9 protein-coding genes are annotated in these 19,800 nt (G+C 41.7%); 4 read left to right on the top strand and 5 right to left on the bottom strand.

The window, feature by feature from the left end; all coding sequences use genetic code 11:
• Positions 1–3 precede the first annotated feature (3 nt).
• The gene (locus tag IEX80_RS27590) at positions 4–2,811 is read right to left on the bottom strand and encodes an outer membrane beta-barrel family protein (protein WP_188834816.1); all 2,808 of its coding nucleotides are present in this window, start codon (positions 2,809–2,811) and stop codon (positions 4–6) included.
• Between the two features lie 361 nt (positions 2,812–3,172).
• On the opposite strand from IEX80_RS27590, the gene IEX80_RS27585 reads away from it, so the two are divergent.
• Entirely contained in the window at positions 3,173–5,734 is a 2,562-nt protein-coding gene (locus tag IEX80_RS27585; RefSeq protein ID WP_229701785.1) for a Kelch repeat-containing protein, read from the top strand.
• 1,289 nt (positions 5,735–7,023) lie between these two features.
• A complete protein-coding gene (nagB, locus tag IEX80_RS27580) occupies positions 7,024–8,943 on the top strand; it encodes a glucosamine-6-phosphate deaminase (protein WP_176629106.1) in 1,920 nt (639 codons plus the stop codon).
• Between the two features lie 934 nt (positions 8,944–9,877).
• Here nagB and IEX80_RS27575 read toward each other — a convergent pair.
• The 4 genes from IEX80_RS27575 to IEX80_RS27560 form a co-directional block, all read right to left on the bottom strand.
• Entirely contained in the window at positions 9,878–12,145 is a 2,268-nt protein-coding gene (locus IEX80_RS27575; RefSeq protein WP_188834814.1) for an aconitate hydratase, read from the bottom strand.
• A gap of 133 nt (positions 12,146–12,278) precedes the next feature.
• Positions 12,279–12,800 carry a hypothetical protein gene (locus tag IEX80_RS27570; protein ID WP_188834813.1) on the bottom strand — a complete coding sequence of 174 codons (522 nt, stop codon included), beginning with the start codon at positions 12,798–12,800 and terminating at the stop codon, positions 12,279–12,281.
• Positions 12,801–14,081 carry an AAA family ATPase gene (locus tag IEX80_RS27565; protein ID WP_188834812.1) on the bottom strand — a complete coding sequence of 427 codons (1,281 nt, stop codon included), beginning with the start codon at positions 14,079–14,081 and terminating at the stop codon, positions 12,801–12,803.
• Between the two features lie 192 nt (positions 14,082–14,273).
• Positions 14,274–17,459, bottom strand: coding sequence for a S41 family peptidase (locus tag IEX80_RS27560; RefSeq protein ID WP_188834811.1), 3,186 nt, complete (start codon positions 17,457–17,459; stop codon positions 14,274–14,276).
• 37 nt (positions 17,460–17,496) lie between these two features.
• Between IEX80_RS27560 and IEX80_RS27555 the strand changes: the two genes are divergently transcribed.
• Both IEX80_RS27555 and IEX80_RS27550 read left to right on the top strand, forming a co-directional pair.
• The gene (locus IEX80_RS27555) at positions 17,497–18,780 is read left to right on the top strand and encodes a glycosyltransferase (RefSeq protein ID WP_090535032.1); all 1,284 of its coding nucleotides are present in this window, start codon (positions 17,497–17,499) and stop codon (positions 18,778–18,780) included.
• Positions 18,773–19,525 carry a glycosyltransferase family 2 protein gene (locus IEX80_RS27550; RefSeq protein WP_188834810.1) on the top strand — a complete coding sequence of 251 codons (753 nt, stop codon included), beginning with the start codon at positions 18,773–18,775 and terminating at the stop codon, positions 19,523–19,525. Before IEX80_RS27555 ends, IEX80_RS27550 begins: the two co-directional genes overlap by 8 nt.
• The last annotated feature ends 275 nt before the right edge of the window (positions 19,526–19,800 follow it).

Here is a 19,800-nt window from a genome sequence, read left to right as displayed (position 1 = left end):
AGGTTATTTTTTAGGTGTACCGCCTCCAACTTTGTTAAAATCCCAGGTGAGGGTGAACATGAAGTACCTCCTTATTGTGGTGTAACGTTCTTGCGTAATGATGTTTGATGCACCGGTACGGTTATAACCGATATTTTGATTTAACAAATCATTGCCCGAAATGGTTGCTTTCAGCGCGTCTTTAAAAAATGTGCGCGCTATATTGGCATTTAACAGGAAGCGCTTGAAATCCTGATCAGGGAAAGATTTTGTCGGAGCGTTATAGGTGTAGTTTCCATCCGATCCGATCTGGAATTTTCCCGGAAGGTAAATGTTGAAGCCTCCGTTGGCGTTAAATCCGCGTCCGTTATTATTTAGTGCGGAATTTAACGACGATGAGTTGATCGTGTAGGTAGGGCCCGCCGAAATCCAGGCATCGTACTTTTTCTCTTTATATTTAGAAAGCCGGATACTTCCCGAATAGTTATATGATTTGGTTTTGTTTAGCGTATCATTCTGGAAATTATAGTAGCCACTACCGTTAGCTGATAACTCGAAACCAGCGTTAATACCTATTCCCGGTATTTTTCTTTCAAAATAGCTATTTGCCCAAAAAGTGCTGGTTGAGTGGTTTTTTAAATTTGATGGCTTATAGGTAATAACACCAGAGGTATCGCGTACAGCATTGGTTACAATGGGGTTACTGGTTGTTGAGTACGAACCGCTGATCCAGATATATTGATTGCTGATAACTTTATACGAGTTATAGCTGATGTTGTAACGGTTGGTGAATGACGGTTTCAGGTCTGCGTTACCTGTTTGTATGTTCAATTGGTCGTTATTTATCCTAACCGGTTGGATCTGATCAATGCTGGGTTGCGAAGTATTGCCATTGTAGCTTAAACGAATGCTTGATTGCTTGGTAAATTTGTACTGGAAGCTGGCTTGCGGGTACCAGTTGGTGAAATTACGTGTTAAATCAGGTGTACGACCAAATTCATCAACCTGCTTAAACTTAACTCCGGCTATTTTGGTGCCAAAGTTAAATGTGAATTTTTGTTTCTGAATGTTAAATACCGCGCCTCCCTGGTTTGATAATTGGTTTAGTTTATAATCGCTGCTATAAATGCTATCTAAAACCGAATAAACACCAGCTGTGGCAGATGGTTTATTGAAGCTGCGCCTATCGTTGTTAGCATTATTTACTGCTATCATATAACTCAAAGCCAGCGTAAAATCTTTAGCGAGGGGTTCGGTATAAGTTATGTTAGTGCTGATATTTGTGCTTTGAGTTTTATTAGCTTTATACTGATCGGTAACTGTATCCCTTAAATGTTCGCCGTTTGCCGGATTGTAGTAACCAAGAGTTGATTTCAGGAAGCCTTTCGAATCACTTTCATTAAGGCTTGTTCTGAAGTTTACTGATAACGTGCGGCTTTTCTTTTTGAATTTTTTGGTATAGAACGCACTGGCATTAAATACCTTGCCGTCAACATTGGCGCTATTATCCTGATCGTTGGTGTTGGTAAGGTTACCATTTAGAAGACGGTTTTGTGTTTGGAACGAGCTTTTGGTATCGCTGTGTCTTAAAGTTCCGTCGGCCGTAACTTTTAGGTTCTGCATCGAATCGATCTTTAACTGGTAATTCAGGTCGAGTTTTTGGCGAAACAGGTAATTGTGATTTGTTTGATCGGTGTTAACAGTTGTAATATTACCAGGAAAGTTATTTAGTGTTTGGGTGTTCTTTGTCCCATCAACCGTAAGTGACCCTATTTTATAATTGGTATTTAGAGATTCCTTATCGCCGTTCCATTTGGTATCGTAATGTACGCCACCAGTACGCGCTATCGGTTTACCTTCGCCATCATATCGGCCACTAAAACTATCAAGATCATCACCTCCGCCGCTATAGAAGTAAAAACCACCATCGTCGCTCATTTCCATGCCGCTACCGCCGCCATATTTATTATTATCTTCCCAGCCTAAACCTGTTTTACCGTTATTGCCCAGCGTACCATAAACTGAAAACTTCTGCTTTCCCTTAAAGCGGTTAAATAAAGCCTGCCCCTGGTAATAGCCATCGGTGCCTATGCCACCATCAAGCTTGCCGAAGTAGCCGTTCTTTTTATCTTCCTTAAGTTTAATATTGATGGTTTTGTCTTTCACGCCATCATCAATACCTGTAAACGCAGCCTGATCGCTCTTCTTGTCGTAAAGCTGTACCTTATCCACCATATCGGCACGAAGATTTTTGGTAACCAGGGTAGGGTCATCTCCAAAAAATTCCTCACCGTCAACCAATACTTTTTTTACGGTTTGGCCTTGCGCCGTGATCTTGCCGTCTTTATCTACTTCAATGCCAGGTAGTTGTTTCAGCAGGTCTTCAACTTTTGAGTTGGGCTGGATATTGTAGGCTGCAGGATTAAACTCGGTGGTATCGCCCTTAATTTTGATGGCAGCCGCTTTTCCTTTTACAATCACTTCCTGTAAAAGACGCTCTTTAAGCAGCATGCTGATTCGGCCGAAGTTGTGTGTGGTATGCGCCGAATCCAACGTAAAACGTTCTACAAAATCAGCATAACCGGGGTAAGTGGCCAGTACAATGAACTTGCCCTTACTTAAATTGTTAATGGCAAATGTACCATCCTCTTTAACACGGGTAAATTTTTGAAGGATGGAATCTTTAGCGGTTATAACGCTGATGCTGGCGTTTGCTAATTTAGAATTAGAAACGGTATCGGCTATAATTCCTTTAATGCTGTAATTGGTTTGGGCTGACAAGCTTACTGTGCCCACAAGAAATAGCAGTACTCCAATAATTGTGATTTTCATAAGGTCGATTATGAAAGCCAAAATATAACTAAATAGTTAGTTGTGCAAGCGATTTAACATTTTATACTGTAGATTTAACATTTCATCGCCAAAATTTAACATTTGGTCGTGGCTGGATGGGTTAAATATGGGAGGCTGTGTCTGGGCGTGGACTAACCGGGCCAATAATGACGCCGGTAATACTAATCGGGATGGCCTCCAATAAAATTATTGCGGGTTCGATCTAATTGCACATTCATCGGCAAACAGACGGCCGAAATGATGAAAATCCGCCACCTGCGGTACCCAAAAAATGTATAATTTAGCATATTATTCTAACCTGAATGCTGTCCTGATCAGCAAGTTTAAACATGTATTATAAATGGTGGAAAAAAGTAAGGTTTTAATGCTTTCAAAAAGGGCATGTAAGCTTGTATTGCTTTTTATTATACTGCTGTCTGCAATGGAGAGCAGGGGACAGGGGTTGCAGTTTGGTTCAAATGACAGCCTGATGAGCAAGCGCACCTCTTATCAGGTTTTTAAGGATGATCTGCCAACTTTTCATGATCACCTGGCCATTGGTTTCGACCTTTCATTGTGGGACAACCAGCACCTTGGCTATATTTTAAACTTAACTGATGATAAGGGTAACTCCTACAGTCTGAGTGCGATTTATAATCATGGTTCGTTCCTCAATTTCAATATTGATAGCCGGAGTAATAAACTCAGCATCCCCCTTGCCGATACTATGCTGAAACGGCGTAAATGGTTTAAGGTGATTGTTGATCTTGATCTCAAAGGCGATAAAGTAGGCATATCCATAAACGGAAAATGGTACCGGGCAGCAGGATTAGGTTTTAACGGTAAAATAACCGCGAAGATCACCTTTGGCAAAAACGAACATTATTCGGATGTGCCGAATATGGCCATTAAAAATCTGGTTGTCAGCAACGATGATAAATCCTATACCTTCCTGCTTAGCGAATGGACCGGGAATGATGTTTTTACGGTTGACGGAGATAATCTGGGGCACGTTGATAACCCGGCATGGCTTATCAACGAATCGTACTTTTGGAAAGAGAAATTCGTGCACACTTTTAACGAGGTTGCAGGGATCAACTTTAATGAAAAAAATGAGCAGTTCTTTATCTTTAAAAGTGATTCCCTGATGTTTTATGATGCCGGGCGGGATGCAGTAGAAACAAAACCCTTCAAAAATAAACTGGCAGTACCCTTGCACCTGGGCAAAAGTATTGTAAACCTTAAGGAGAATGAATGCTATTTGTATGAAGTACTTAGGGCCCCGCAGCCTTCTCCAAGTATCGCTTCTTTTAACCTGGACAGCCTTAGCTGGGATTTTTATGGTAAGGCGACCATAACGGAGCAAAGGCATCATCATAATATTTTTTACGATAAATACTTTAACAACTTTTACCTTTTTGGCGGGTACGGCTCTTTTAAATACTATAATAACTTTTTTAAGTACGATAAAGCCGCAGATAACTGGCAGCAACAAAGTTTTACCGGCGATGTGATCAACCCCCGGTTCTTTTCGGCTGCAAGTACGGCCGATCAAAACAACGATGTTTACATTTTTGGTGGCTACGGCAACCAGTCGGGCAACCAGGTAGTAGGCGGGATGCACTATTATGACCTGTACCGGGTTAACCTGGGTAAGCATAGCATAAAAAAACTCTGGGAGATCAAACCGGATGAAGAAGCATTTGTACCGGCCAATAATCTTATTGTATCAAAAGATAAGCAGTTTCTTTATGTGCTATGCTATCCGCACGAACGGCCTAAAACGAGTTTACGTCTGTACAAATTTTCGATAAAAGATGGGTCGTACCAGGTAGTAAGCGGTACCATTCCGGTTGTGTCCGAACGGATAGAAACTGACCATAACCTGTTTTACAATGCTAAGCAGGATGTATTTTATTGTACTACACAGGAGTTTGAAACTCCGTCGCGATCAACCATAAAAATCTTTGCACTTACCGCGCCGCCCGTGAGCCAGGAGGCATTTGTGGCTGCCCACCAGCCCAAAAGCAAATCTTTTACTTTATACAGGATATTGGGTGGCGCGTCTGCATTTGTATTGTTATGCGGAATTGTCATGTTTTTCTTAAGGCGGAGAAAGGATAACGATGAACCCGTTACTGTTAAGGAGGAGCGTATTGCCGAACAAAAAATTGAAACTGAAATGGGTAACAAAGCCAACGCTGTTTACCTCTTGGGCGAGTTTACTGTTTATGATAAAAATAAACGGGATATTACTTACCTGTTCAGTCCCAAGATCAAGCAGCTGTTTATTCTTATTTTGTTGAACAGTCGCGAAAAGAACGGTGTGATATCAAAAAAGATCTCCACTACGCTATGGCCTGATAAGGATGTGGTTAAAACTAAGAATATTCGCGGTGTAACCATCAATCACCTCCGTAACATACTTTCGGATATAGATGGACTGGAACTTGCCTTTTTAAATGATACCTATAGTTTTATCAGCACCGAAGATTTTTATTGCGATTATTTTGTGGTGAGGGAAGCACTTAAACAAACTAATGTTGGTGAACCCTCTGCGTTCAATTATCTCGACTTAGTTGCCCGTGGCGGGCTATTGCAGCATATTCCTGAAATTTGGCTTGATGATTTTAAGCAAGAGTACGAAGAAGCGCTGATGCCGGCTATTTTGCCGGTAATAAAAAAGGCTTATGATGCTTTTGATTATAAAAAAGCGCTGGAGATAGCCCGCATTGTGTTGAATATCGATCCTTTTAATGATATCGGTATTAAGTTTAAGCTCAAAGCCCTGAGGCGTACTAAAGGCATTGAACATGCCCGGAAAGTTTATGCGGAGTTTAGCGCTGAATATGAAAAGTCATTAGGCGAAGAATACCCAGTCCCTTTCGAAAAGATCTGTTCTAATAAGTCTGATCCGCGCTAATAATGATGTTGTAATGAAGACTTTTGGATACGAAAGCCTGAAAGCAGAATGCTCAAATATTAATTATAATATCTTGATTATCAATGCGTTTAATTTATTTAATGGACTCGTTTCATAAAGAAAATGAATGTTTTGTGAATATATTCTACTAAATATATAGATTTAATAGAATATTTATATATTTGCGACAGATTAGTTTGCAAATGGGGTTCATTTTTAAACTAAATGGCAGGTGCTGGCCGGCAGCAAACGGATGGTTCGATTCCACCCCTGCATCTCTTCTCATCTCATGATTTATGTTTTATAATTGGTTAGCAAAAAGAGTATTCCTGCCCATCAGGAACTCTTTTGCCTTTTTGGGGAGGGTCTAAGTGGCATGTTAAATTATATGACTCTAACGGAAAAATAAATTAATCAAAGAAGGCCTGTCACCCTGAACCCGTCGAAGGGTTGTGCGCAGAGGCCTTGCCCGCCATGCTTCGACGAGCTACCCATGACAAGATAAAAAATGTGGTTTTTCGCAGCAGATCAGCTTCGGGTGAAAACGAGCAGAACGATGCTGGGCGGTGCGACTGCAGGGGCATAGCAAGTTTTTGCAGAAGCGGAGGCATTGCGTGCAAATGGGGGCAAAATAATTGCAGCCCGTGGTTCTGTTCGTTTTGCAGGGTGAAGGCCGCGCCGATGGCTATGGGCCAGGTTGTGCGCAAAGAAGCCTCTCTGCTGCAAGCCTTTTTGGTTACTTTTGTGGCGACAAAAGTAACTGGCCCCGCGCGGCCAAGAGCGCGACGAAGCAAGTTCAATACCACTAAGCACCTTGTCTGCCTATAAGAGATTGCTTCGTAACTCAGCAATGACGTGGTGGATTTGTCATTTCTCCTTCAGAATCCAACGGATTTAAATCACTCAGCATGACGCCCGATTTTGATTGAGCCAGGGGAATGATGATTTTCGTAAGTCACGATGCGAAAGAAAAGAGGATTCTTACTATTACTTAGGATAAGCTTCACTAATATGGGTGAATTTTAGCCAAAATGAACCCCATCCTATCCTTTCCAGGATAAAATACTTATTAAAAAAATTTAAAAAGTTCTTTTAATTCAAATTTTGTTTTAGTAAGTTTGTATTGATAATGCACAGCATATTATTATACGCACTTTACTTTACCCTCATGTCGGTGAGGATAAACATTTTTGTTAATTGGTTTGATAAAAATCCTCGCCCTTGGCGGGGGTTTTTTGTATAGCGACTTTTTAAACTTTAACATATAATATATAGGTTCTGAGAAAATTATGGCACGATTAAATTTATTGGAAGAGACACGTTACGAGAAGTTACCGGTAAGCGTTTACAACAACCAGCAAGAAGCCTCGGTGGCGGTAGCGAACCGGATAGCAGATCTGATCCGCGCAAAACAAGCCAAAGGTGAAAAAGCGGTATTAGGACTTGCCACCGGTGTAACCCCGATAGGGGTATATGCCGAACTGGTAAGGCAGCACAAAGAAGCAGGCTTGAGCTTTAAGAATGTGATCACTTTCAACCTGGATGAGTACTATCCCATGAAGCCCACAGCAGCACAAAGCTATGTAACCTTCATGTACGAAAACCTGTTCAGCCATATTGATATAGATAAAGCCAATGTGCACATCCCGGATGGTACTTTGGATAAAGACGAAGTTGTAGCGTTCTGTTTAGCCTATGAAAAGCAGATAGAAGAATTGGGCGGCTTAGACCTTCAGATCCTGGGTATCGGTCGTACAGGCCACATCGGTTTCAACGAACCGGGCTCGGCTCCTAACTCAGGCACCAGGATGGTAACGCTTGATGACCTGACCAGGCGTGACGCTGCCCGCGATTTTGGTGGTAAAGCTGATGTGCCAACCAAAGCCATTACGATGGGTATCGGTACTATTTTCAAGGCCAGGGAAATCATCTTGATGGCCTGGAACAAGAAGAAAGCGCCGATCATCAAGAAAGCGGTAGAAGGAGAGATCTCGGGCGAAGTACCTGCAACCTACCTGCAACTATCACAACATGTAGAGTTTGTACTGGATGCAGATGCAGCATCAGAACTAACCCGGTTTGATACCCCATGGTTAGTTAAAGACTGCGTGTGGGATAACCAGTTAAAGAAAAAGGCTGTGATCTGGTTGGCGAATGAGGTTAACAAACCGGTACTGAAACTAACGGAAGAAGATTACAATAACCACGGCATGGCGCAGCTTGCGGTAGAGCAGGGCCCTGTATACAATATCAACATTGATATTTTTAACCAGATTCAGCATACCATCACCGGCTGGCCGGGCGGCAAACCGGATGCGGATGATTCGCAAAGGCCGGAAAGGGCACTGCCTGCTAAAAAACGCTCTATTATCTTTTCACCGCACCCTGATGATGACGTGATCTCGATGGGCGGTACATTTATCCGTTTGGTAGACCAGGGACATGATGTGCACGTAGCTTACCAAACCTCAGGAAATACCGCGGTATGGGATGATGACGTTTTGAGATACATGGAATTTGCCATCGACTTTACAAAAAGCATCGGCGAAGACACCGCTCATCTACAGAAATCCTATGAAGACATGCGTGCCTTCTTCCCAACCAAACAGCCAAACGAAATTGATACCCAGGAGATCAGGAATGTAAAAGGCTTCATCAGGAAAACAGAAGCGATTTCAGGTGCAAGGTACGCAGGCTTACAGGATGATCATATCCACTTTATGGCACTGCCGTTTTACGAAACCGGCAAAACCAAAAAGAACTCGGTAGGTGAGGAAGATATTCAATTAACCATCGACCTGCTTCAAAAAGTAAAACCACAACAAATTTTTGCGGCAGGTGACTTTGCAGATCCTAACGGAACCCACCTGGTATGCTTCAAAATCATCTTAGCTGCACTGGACAGGTTAAAAGGTAAAGAAGCCTGGGTAGAAGACTGCTGGCTGTGGATGTACCGTGGTGCATGGCATGAGTTTGAAACTCATGAAATAGAGATGGCAGTACCATTGTCGCCACAGGAAGTGATCCGCAAACGTAACGCGATCTTCAAACACCAGTCACAGAAGGATACTCCGGTATTCCCTGGTGATGATGCAAGGGAGTTTTGGGTAAGGGCGGAAGACCGCACCCGCGACACGGCCCAACGCTACGACCGCCTTGGTTTAGCTGAATATGAGGCTATGGAGGCGTTTGTTAGGTATAAATTTTAAAAATTAGTTCATGGATCATGGTTGATGGTTCATGGATTTTAAGATACATTTCCCCGGCGCCCGTGTCCTCACGAGCGCTTTTTTATTGAATATAATTGGCCTTGGGGATACGTCAACTGATGAGAGAAACTCAATTCATAAATACCGTATGATGAGAACGTATAATATTATTACAGAGAAATTTTATACATTTATTTACAATGAGGGCACGATTAACTAAAGTCAGATCAATAGATCTAAAAAAAGATGCGGCTCAAAAAATGATGACAGAGGAAATAAAGACAAACCGACAGGCGGACAGAATAGTTACGTTAATTTTCGTTTTGCTTGGTGTAATTGTAGTTGTTTTGGGTCTGATATTTGGGTTTCATCGAAGGTGGCCGCCTTCCCAATAAAATTAGATGATAGCGCATAGCAGTTCTCGCTTGCAATCCTTGGTAGCAGTTGGGGTATTACAAAGCGCTTTTTATGATGCAGAAGTTGGTCGTAAGAACGCGGCCAACACCTTGGTTTGGCTGAATACGAAGCTATGGAGGCGTTTGTAAGATATAAATTCTAAAAAATTTGTTATTATAACTAATTATATGTTTTTAAACGCTATTGTAATATTTTATTTTCAGATGTTTATTTTTATTTAGCAAATAAGATCAATCAATTGATCTTATTTGCTAAATAAATCGGGTACTGGTTGAAGTTTAGCGATAGCGTAACTTCGACTCCAAAATGTGTTAAGCTTTCAGCTTAACTTTATAAATTTCATCTAAATATTAATCAAATGTACCCGGCACCCGGAGGCAGAATGCTTCCATTATTTTAGGTCGAAGTTACGCTATCGCTAAACTTCAACCAGTTAAATAACCTCCAACAAAAAAGCCTCCCCAAAATGGGAAGGCCTTCAATATTAAATCCGAAATCAAAATTCCGATATCCGAAATTAAGACGCCATTTGCTTGCGGATGATGTTCAATGCACCACCTGCTTTAAACCACTCAATTTGCTGGGCATTGTAAGTGTGGTTTACAGGGAATGATTCGGTTGAACCATCTTTATGGTGTAATACCACGGTCAACTGCTGGCCAGGGGCAAAAGTAGTTAAGCCGGTGATATCGATAGTATCATCTTCCTGGATCTTTTCGTAATCGTTAGGATCAGCGAAGGTGATACCCAGCATACCTTGTTTTTTAAGGTTGGTTTCGTGGATACGGGCAAATGATTTTACCAATATAGCACGTACACCCAAGTGACGTGGTTCCATAGCTGCGTGCTCACGTGATGAGCCTTCGCCATAGTTTTCGTCGCCTACTACAATCGAACCGATACCTGCTGCTTTGTAAGCACGCTGAGTAGCCGGAACAGGACCATACTCGCCGGTTAATTCGTTTTTAACGCTATCGGCAGTAAGGTTAAAGTAGTTGATAGCACCGATCAGCATGTTGTTTGAAATGTTATCCAGGTGACCGCGGAATTTCAACCATGGGCCAGCCATAGAAATGTGGTCGGTAGTACATTTACCTTTAGCTTTGATCAGCAATTTAAGGCCTGTAATATCGGTACCTTCCCAGGCTTTGAACGGCTCAAGTAATTGTAAACGTGATGAAGTTGGAGAAACGATAACTTCAACTTTGCTGCCGTCCTCTGCTGGTGCCTGGTAGCCTGCATCTTCAACCGCGAAACCTTTTACAGGTAGTTCGATACCTTGAGGCTCATCGAATTTAACCTGCTCACCGGCTTCGTTAGTTAACGTGTCAGTAAGTGGGTTAAAAGTTAAATCACCCGCGATAGCGAAAGCGGTAACAATTTCAGGAGACGCTACGAAAGCGTGGGTGTTAGGGTTACCATCCTGACGTTTAGCGAAGTTACGGTTAAACGAAGTGATGATAGAGTTTTTACGGGTAGGGTCATCAGTATGACGGGCCCACTGGCCAATACATGGTCCGCAGGCGTTAGCCAATACCACACCGCCCATTTGAGCAAAAGTATCAAGATAGCCGTCGCGGTCAACAGTGTAACGAACCTGCTCAGAACCCGGAGTGATGGTGAACTCGGCCTGAGTTTTTAATTTTTTATCGATAGCCTGTTTAGCGATAGAAGCCGAACGGGTGATGTCTTCGTAAGATGAGTTGGTACATGAACCAATCAAACCAACCTCTAATTTGGTAGGCCAGCCGTTTTCTTTAACAGCTGTAGCAAATTTAGAGATAGGCCATGCCAGATCCGGAGTGAACGGACCGTTTACGTGTGGTTCAAGTTCTGATAAGTTAATTTCAATAACCTGGTCGAAATATTGCTCAGGGTTAGCGTAAACTTCTTCGTCGCCGGTTAAGTGCTCAGCAATAGCATCGGCAAGTTCAGCGATATCGGCACGTTTTGTACCTTTTAAGTAAGCAGCAGCTTTTTCGTCGTAACCGAAGATAGAAGTAGTAGCACCAATTTCTGCACCCATGTTACAAATAGTGCCTTTACCGGTTGCAGACATTGAGCGTGCGCCTTCGCCAAAGTATTCAACAATAGCACCGGTACCACCTTTTACAGTAAGGATACCAGCAACACGCAGGATTACGTCTTTAGCTGAAGTCCAGCCAGAAAGTTTACCGGTTAATTTTACACCAATCAGTTTAGGGAATTTAAGCTCCCAGGGTAAGCCGGCCATTACGTCGCAGGCATCAGCGCCACCAACACCAATAGCAATCATACCCAAACCACCTGCATTAGGTGTATGTGAGTCAGTACCGATCATCATACCACCCGGGAAAGCGTAGTTTTCCAACACTACCTGGTGAATGATACCTGCACCGGCTTTCCAGAAACCAATGCCATATTTATCAGATACTGAAGCCAGGAAGTCATAAACTTCGCGGTTAACGTCAACAGCAGTACTTAAATCTTCAACAGCGCCGATTTTTGCCTGAATTAAGTGATCGCAATGTACGGTAGATGGAACAGCAACCTGCGGGCGACCGGCTTGCATAAACTGCAAAAGGGCCATTTGCGCAGTAGCATCCTGCATAGCTACACGATCTGGTGCAAAGTCAACATAATCTACCCCGCGACCGAATGCTTTTTGAGCATCGCCTTCGCTAAGGTGGGCATATAAAATCTTTTCGGTTAAAGTTAGGGGTTTACCGGTCGCTTTACGGGCAGCATCAACGCGAGTGCTGTAGCGGTCGTAAACCTTTTTGATCATATCTAAATCAAAAGCCATTTGTATTTGATTTTTAGGTGAAAAGTAAAAGAAATTGACGTTAAGCCCGTTATCCGGCCTTAGAGCGGCGAATTTACAAAAAATAACATTTGAAAGCTGTTAGTGCTTTATACAAATGTTATTTGGATATGTTCTAAATAAGTGATTGGGGCAATATCTCTTTGATGGTTTTTTTTTGGTAATTGGTAGATGCCCTACAAGGCAGACAAATCTCCGAAATGTATTTTGGATCCAACAGTGAAATGCCTTTTAATGTGTGATAAATTTTGGGGCGGTTGCGAGCTTTAAAGAATAAGGAATGGGTAAAAAAAGGGTATGCTCTTTTGTCATCGGAGCATATTAATTTACATTTGGAGACTAAAAGCAATCCAATTAAATGCTGGTCATCAAAATCTGGGTGAGCGATGGCTTTTGAAGCTTCTATCGTCATTAAATCGACTTTTTCGTTGTCAATTGATATAGCTTTGTTTATATCCTTTAGTACTTTAAATATCCTTCGATATTTTGAAATTTCTTCAAGATATTTAGTTCCCCCATAGACCACTTTGCCTTGTCCTTCAATTATCCAGTTATAAACTGGCTTGAACGTGGAATGATTAACATTTTCACAATTAAACACAGGCCCTAACGTATTTGTATCAATTATTATGCACATTTAAATTTGTAATAAGGACAACTCTTCTTTGATGAAAAATTCTTTAAATTCCTTTGGTTGGGTTTCTGAATAACTGCCGTTAGGATATATTGGGATTATGCTCAACGAATTTCCCTCATTGTTTCTACAAAAGAAAACTACCTGACTTTTAGGTTTTTTTGACTCATTATCTACAATGGTCTTCTTTAACTTAAGACGAAATCGATCTATAGTATAATCGGAATGTGTTTCAACAATAAAATGCTTTTTATCCAATAAAGCGGATTTATAAAGTAGATCTCCAAAGGCAGCTTGACCCTTTGGGTGAAGGTGTATCTCTGGTTGCTGTAATGCGAACCAAGTGCCTTTGGTTCTCGCCACTATTTCGACAATTAAAGGTAGAATTTGGGAAACACCATACCCAACATTAATTATCTTTTGTGTTTTCTGATTAAGAACGATATTGATTTCAAAGGGAGAGGTTGTAGAATCCCCCAATTTTATTACTTCTATTTTTTCATACAAACCACTGTCTTCTCCAAATCGATTTAAAATTCTTTTAAAATCTTTACTATGTTTATTGGGTTTTTGGACTGTTAATTCTTTTTTTAATATATAAGGAATATGATTGCCTTCAGGAGAGAAATTTAATTCATAATCATCGTAAGTTCTTTTGGGTTCTGTTCTTATAGGAGCTAACCATGCTAATGACTCAAGGAGCATTGGGAATGGTAACCCACTTAAGCTTTTTTTTTCTTTGATTCGTTGGGATATTAAAAACTGTATATGGAGGAAAAATGGAGCATTAAACCTTCTATCGACCTTGGCAATTTTGAATTCTAAATCATCGAGACCTGAATTGTTAATCCAAGATTCAAAGTTGGCGTAAAAATTTTCTTTGAAAAAATGGCTGTAATTTCCTCCTTTATATTTGTAACTAATCTTTTGAGGAGTTTTAACTACATGGATATTTAAATATGAATCAACTTGGTTTACCTCTTGTAGCTCTGGTAGGCCTTGATAGTCAATAAATCGCATTTTGACGAACTTTGAAAATTCATCACTTATTAGTCCAATTTCAAAATAATCGTTATTACTAATCTCTGAATAGTATCCAAATTCTGTCCTTAGGTTTTTCAGATTACTTTTGAACCAGAAATCTGTATCAGAAAGAAGTTTGATAATTTTTAAGACAGATGTCTTTCCTGTGCTGTTTTCACCGACAAAAAAATTTACATCTTCCAATTGTAGGAAGGTGTTGGTAAAACCTCTAAAATAATTTAGATAAAGTACAGGTTTCATGAATCTTAAATAAAGGATAAGTAATTGGTTTGGTAATAATACTAATTATTATATTCAATTATATGCAATTTTTATATTTCCTTAAAATGAATAATTTATTATAATTTCCCGTCAAGGTATCTTGGACAGGACCTCGACGAGAAAGGGCAGCTTATAAAAATTCCCGCTACTGCAACTAAAAACTGCCACTGATTACTTCAACTGTTTCAAGATCTCCTCAACAGCCCTGTCTAACTGCGGATCTTTATTTTCTATTCTGTCGGCAAAATCTGTTTTTACATAAATGTCTGGTGTTACACCTGTTTTTTCAATATCCTTGCCGTCAAGCGTATAGCAGCCCCAGGCCGGAATGCGGTAGAATGATCCGTCAACCAAACCTTTGCCACTGGTAAAAATGATCCAGCGGTAAGTTTCGGTGCCGATGATCTTGCCAAGGCCCAATTGTTTAAAGCCTTGTGAGGTCATTTCGCCATCGCTTAGGGTTTGCTCATTCATGAGCAGGATGATCGGTTTGGCCGCCGGTGCAAAGTTTGATTGCTGTGTTTTTTTACCGTCGCGGTAAGCCCATTGCAAATAGGGTTTTTGCGACAAGAATTTTAAAACATTATCATGTACGTTACCGCCTGTGTTATATCTCAGGTCGAGGATGAGCGCGTCTTTATTATAAGCATCATCAACCATATCTTCCAGGAAATCTTCCAGGGCGCCATCGCCCATGTTTTTCATATAGGAGTAAGCAATGCGGTTTTTGCTTTTTTCGGCAACCGTTTTAGCATTTGATTTGATCCAATCGTCGTAAAGATTGCCAGACAGGTCACCGGTTGACTCTGGGTGAAGCTTTACTTTAATATCTTTGCCGCCGCGGCTAAAGGTTAGCTCAATTTCCTTATCAAGCGACGGTTTGCTGAAGTAATAATTACGGTCCTGCTTTTCATCAACCGTAACGCCGTTCACTGCTTTCAGGATATCGCCCGGTTTTACGTCAATGCCTGCTTTATCCGCATTACTATGGATGACTATACTGCTAACTTTGTATGGTGAATCATTGTCAAAAATAATTCCGGTTTCCATGGTACGGTAGCTGAGGGTTTTCTTTTCCTCGCTGCCATTTGAGTAAAAACCCTGGTGCGATGAGTTAAGCTCGCCAAGCATGTCATTCAACAACAGGCGCAGGTCGGCCCGGTTATTAATATAAGGGACAAATGTTTTATAGCTGTCATGAACCTTTTTCCAGTCGGCCCCGTGGAAATTGCCGTCGTAATAGTTTTCATCCAGTCCGGCCCAGGTTTCATCAAACATCTGTGTAAATTCCCCGGCCATGTTACGGGTAAAGCTGTAATTGATATCTAACTTATCCACTTTGTTAGCATCGATGTTTAGGGTGTAGATATTGCCTCCGGCCAGTACAAAATATTTATCACCGTTGCCAAAAATGTTGTAATTGCCGAAGTCGCCGCCGCCAACTTTTTCAGTTTTAGGGTTTTCAAAAGCTTCAAGGGTGGTACGGTAAAGCGCCCCCTTACCTTCGCTATGGTTTGAGGCATAGTATACCAATGTTTTATCTCCTTTTTGAATTACATAGGGGCCCTGCGCCTGGCCAAACTCCGGGCTGATGCGTTCCAGTCTTTTCATCGGTTCTTCGGTGTCTATCACAATATCGGCAGGCGGTTTAGGCGTTGGCTGCTCAGATAAAGGTTTCTTTTTGTTAGACGCTTTTTTGTCCTTATCCTTTTTGTTTTTATCGTCGTCTTTTTTCTCCTCTTTAAACAGGGCCGTAAACTTATCCATTTTAAAAGGATCATCATATTTTTGCAAAGGCATCCGGTAAACGTGGGCATCTTTTGAGCCGTAAGGATACTCGGGCTGCGTACGGGATGACGCAAAATAAATATACTTACCATCCGGCGACCAGAATGGCGCCGATTCTGTAACACCGCTATTGGTAAGGTTCAGTATTTTCCCGGTTTTTATCTCATAAACAAAAACGTCCATCTCAAAATTGCGGTAAGCGTTGTATACCACGTACTCGCCATTTGGCGAAAAGCGCGGAGGAGGGTTGTAGAATCCCCAAAACTCATCGGTAACAATAGTTTTTGATGTGAGTGTTTTCAGATCCAAAAGTTTCAGTTCATTACGGCCACTCAGATAAATGGCCTGTGTGCGGTCTTTATTCATGCTCAGCAGGCGATTGCTGCCTTTATCTGTGGTAAGCTGTTTTTCGGCACCGCTGCCGTCGGCTGTTATGGTGTACCAATTAGGATAGCCACCCAGGGTTTGACCAAAAATGAGGGTTTTGTTATCGCTCATCCAGCTTACTTCGGTAATGCGTTCGCTGGTATTACGCTCTAGTTTTTTGCCGAATTTACCTTCGGCATCGCTTACAAATAATTCGCCGCGGGATACAAAAGCCAGCTTTTTGCCATCGGGTGATAATGCTGCCCCTTCAATTTTACCGCCTGTTTCAAACGATTGGTCTTTAGGCAGTACATTATTGCGGAACAGGTTTAAGCTTAGCTTCTGCGTTTGTTTGGATGCCACATCGTAAACAAAAATCTGGTAATCTTTTTCAAACACTACCTTGCCGCCATCGGCACTTACCTGCGGGCGTTTGAGAGAGGTGGGGAACTGGGTTAACGCGGTTTTTTTACCATCGATAAAGGTATACAGGTTATATTCTTCGTTGCCCTCGTCGGATACAAAATAGATATTGCCTTTTTGATCAATGGTGGTCCAGAAATCCTTGCCCTGCCAGTCGGTATATTTTTTATAGGCTTTGGTTTTAGGATTGTATGATTGAATATCGGGATTGTAAGCGCCTTTATAATGCTTACGGGTGGGGAAATAAATGCTCTCCCAGGTATTGCTGAAAAATAGCTCGCCGGTTTGCGGATGCTCAACAACACCGTGTATGGTATTAAAATAATGACCAAACAGCCTAACGGGTGTTCCGCCGGTAGCTGCTACTTTGTATTCGCTGAAGCCATTGTAACGGCTTGAGTTAAAGTAAATGGATTTCGAATCCCAGCTCCAGGAATCCACATTATCGCCGGCATCGTTATAGGTAAGCTGTTTGATATCGCCGCCGGCGAGGGGCATTACGTATACATCGTTATTGCCAAACTGGTTTGATGAAAAGGCCAGCCATTGCCCGTCGGGCGATACCCGCGGACTGGTTTCTTCACCCTGCATGGCGGTCAATCGCGTGGCGGCTGTGCTGTTGATATCGGCTTTCCAAAGATCGCCTTCGTAACTGAAAATTACAGTTTTGCCATCGGGTGTTAGGGTTGGGTTAGATGTAAAATAGCTCCCGGTTGTTTGGGCTTTAAGGCTGGTTTGGCACAGTGCTGCCAAAAACAATACGATGTATAGTTTCTTCATATGGTTTAAGTTTTATGAATAAATGTATTTTTGAGCCATGTTAAAAGTGGTGCACCTCAATACGTATGACGGTAACGGCGGCGCGGGCAGGGCCTGCATGCGCCTTAACCGGGCATTACTTAGCCAAAATATCGATTCTAAAATTATAGTACATTATAAATTTGGAAATAATCCTGATATCAAGACTTTTAACGGTAATATCATTCAAAAATCATACGCCGCCGCTACTATTATCCTGGAACGGATATTGGCCAAACGCTTTTTAAAACCCGATAGCCGTACCCCGTTTTCTTTCACCTGGTTTGGCCGTTCGGTAGTTAATCATCCCGATGTGAAAAAAGCCGATATCATTCACCTGCATTGGATTAATCACGGTTTTCTGGACCCTAAACATATAGCCGAAATTAGAAAGCTGGGCAAGCCTGTGGTGTGGACCTTTCACGATAGCAATGCTTTTACCGGCGGTTGCCATGTACGCTATACCTGCGATCATTACCAGCAACAATGCGGTAACTGCCCGCTGCTGATCAACTCTGCCGATGATGATATTTCGCACCGCATTTGGCAGCAAAAAAATAAGGCTTATCAGCAACTCGACTTCAACATTATCGCCCCAAGTTTATGGATGCAAGATTCTGTAAAGAAAAGCAGTTTGATGCGGAGCAAAGCCACAAGCAATATTCCAAATACGCTGGAAACGGATGTTTTTAAGCCGATAAACAAAAAGGAGGCGAAAGCCAAAGCAGGCTTGCCGACGGATAAATTTATCTTTTTAAGTGGCTTTATGCCATCGCGTAAAGATCTGCATAAAGGTACCCAATATCTGTTGGAAAGTATGGAATTACTAAGACAGCGTTTAGGTGCAGAAACCGATCAGATAGAATTGGTGGTGTTCGGCAACCGGGGTACGGAAAACCTGCCTGACTTTCCTTTTAAAACCAGCTTTTTAGGAACCATCAATAACGATGAGAAACTGGCCCTGCACTACGCCGCGGCCGATGCTTTTTTAATCCCTTCGCTTGAGGATAATTTACCTTACACCGTAATGGAAAGCCTGAGTTGCGGTACACCCGTAATCGCTTTTACTACAGGTGGCATCCCGGATATGGTGCGGCACCAGTATAGTGGTTTCCTTGCCACCTATCGTTCATCCGAAAGTTTTACTGATGGGATGGAATGGATCATTAAACATCCTGAAAAGGACAAGTTGAACCACCAGGCCCGGCAAACCATTATGGATAGGTTTTCGGAAGAAGTAATAGCCAGAAAACATATCGAAGTTTATCGACAATTACTGAGTAAGGGAGGGAATAATGTTTAATCCAAGACTAAGCGTTATCATTATTGTTTATAATAATGTTAGAGATATTGAGCGTACTATCCGCTCGGTGATTAATCAGACATATACTAATATTGAATATATTATCGTCGATGGTTTATCTAATGATGGTACCCTACAGGTAATTGACAAGTATAAAAGTCAAATAACCAAATTCATCAGCGAAAAAGATGAGGGCATTTATGATGCCATGAATAAAGGGCTTGCTTTAGCTACCGGCGATTATGTGATCTTCATGAACTCGGGAGATGAGTTTTATGATAACGAAACCGTTGCTGCGGTTTTTGCTGCTGCAGAGGATGCCGACATTTATTATGGTGAGACAGAAATGATAGCCGATGAGGGGAGTAGTTTAGGGCAGCGCCGTCACAAAGCACCCGCAAAGTTTACCTGGCGTGGTTTTAAATATGGCATGAGCATTAGCCACCAGGCTATCTATATCAGGCGGTCGCTGGCAGAACCCTATGACCGAAGATATCAATTGAGTTCAGATATCGACTGGATAATCCGCGCGGCAAAAAAAGCTAAAAAGATCGTTAACGTTAACCGTTACGTGGCCAAATACCTGGTAGGGGGCATGTCGAAGAAAAGGCACCGTCAAAGTTTGATGGAGCGTTTCGAGATCATGAGGCGGAATTATGGCTTGATCCCGACTGTTTTAAACCATTTTGTTATCGCCTTTAATTTAGGCTGGTATTGGTTGAAGAATAGAAGGACGAATGATTAATCAAATGCAATAATATGCTCTTCTCTGGCGCCCTTCTCTGGCGCAAGTGTTGTACGGTTGATTGAGCAAGGCTCACTTGTGCCTGTGTGTAATGTAAACCTATAGCAGGATTTATCAATTAATCTGTAAACTTATTTTAGGACGATACAAGGTTATATCTGATACCCATATCTCATTTACTTTATTAGGGATTATTTCTTTTATACAGTTGGGATACTTTTTTAACCAGTGAAAAGATTGGGTGGTATAAACCCTTCGCCTTTTCTTCCGTACCA

The organism is Mucilaginibacter rubeus, from assembly GCF_014643835.1.
Lineage (GTDB): Bacteria > Bacteroidota > Bacteroidia > Sphingobacteriales > Sphingobacteriaceae > Mucilaginibacter > Mucilaginibacter rubeus.
This window is presented reverse-complemented; position numbering and strand designations above follow the sequence as displayed.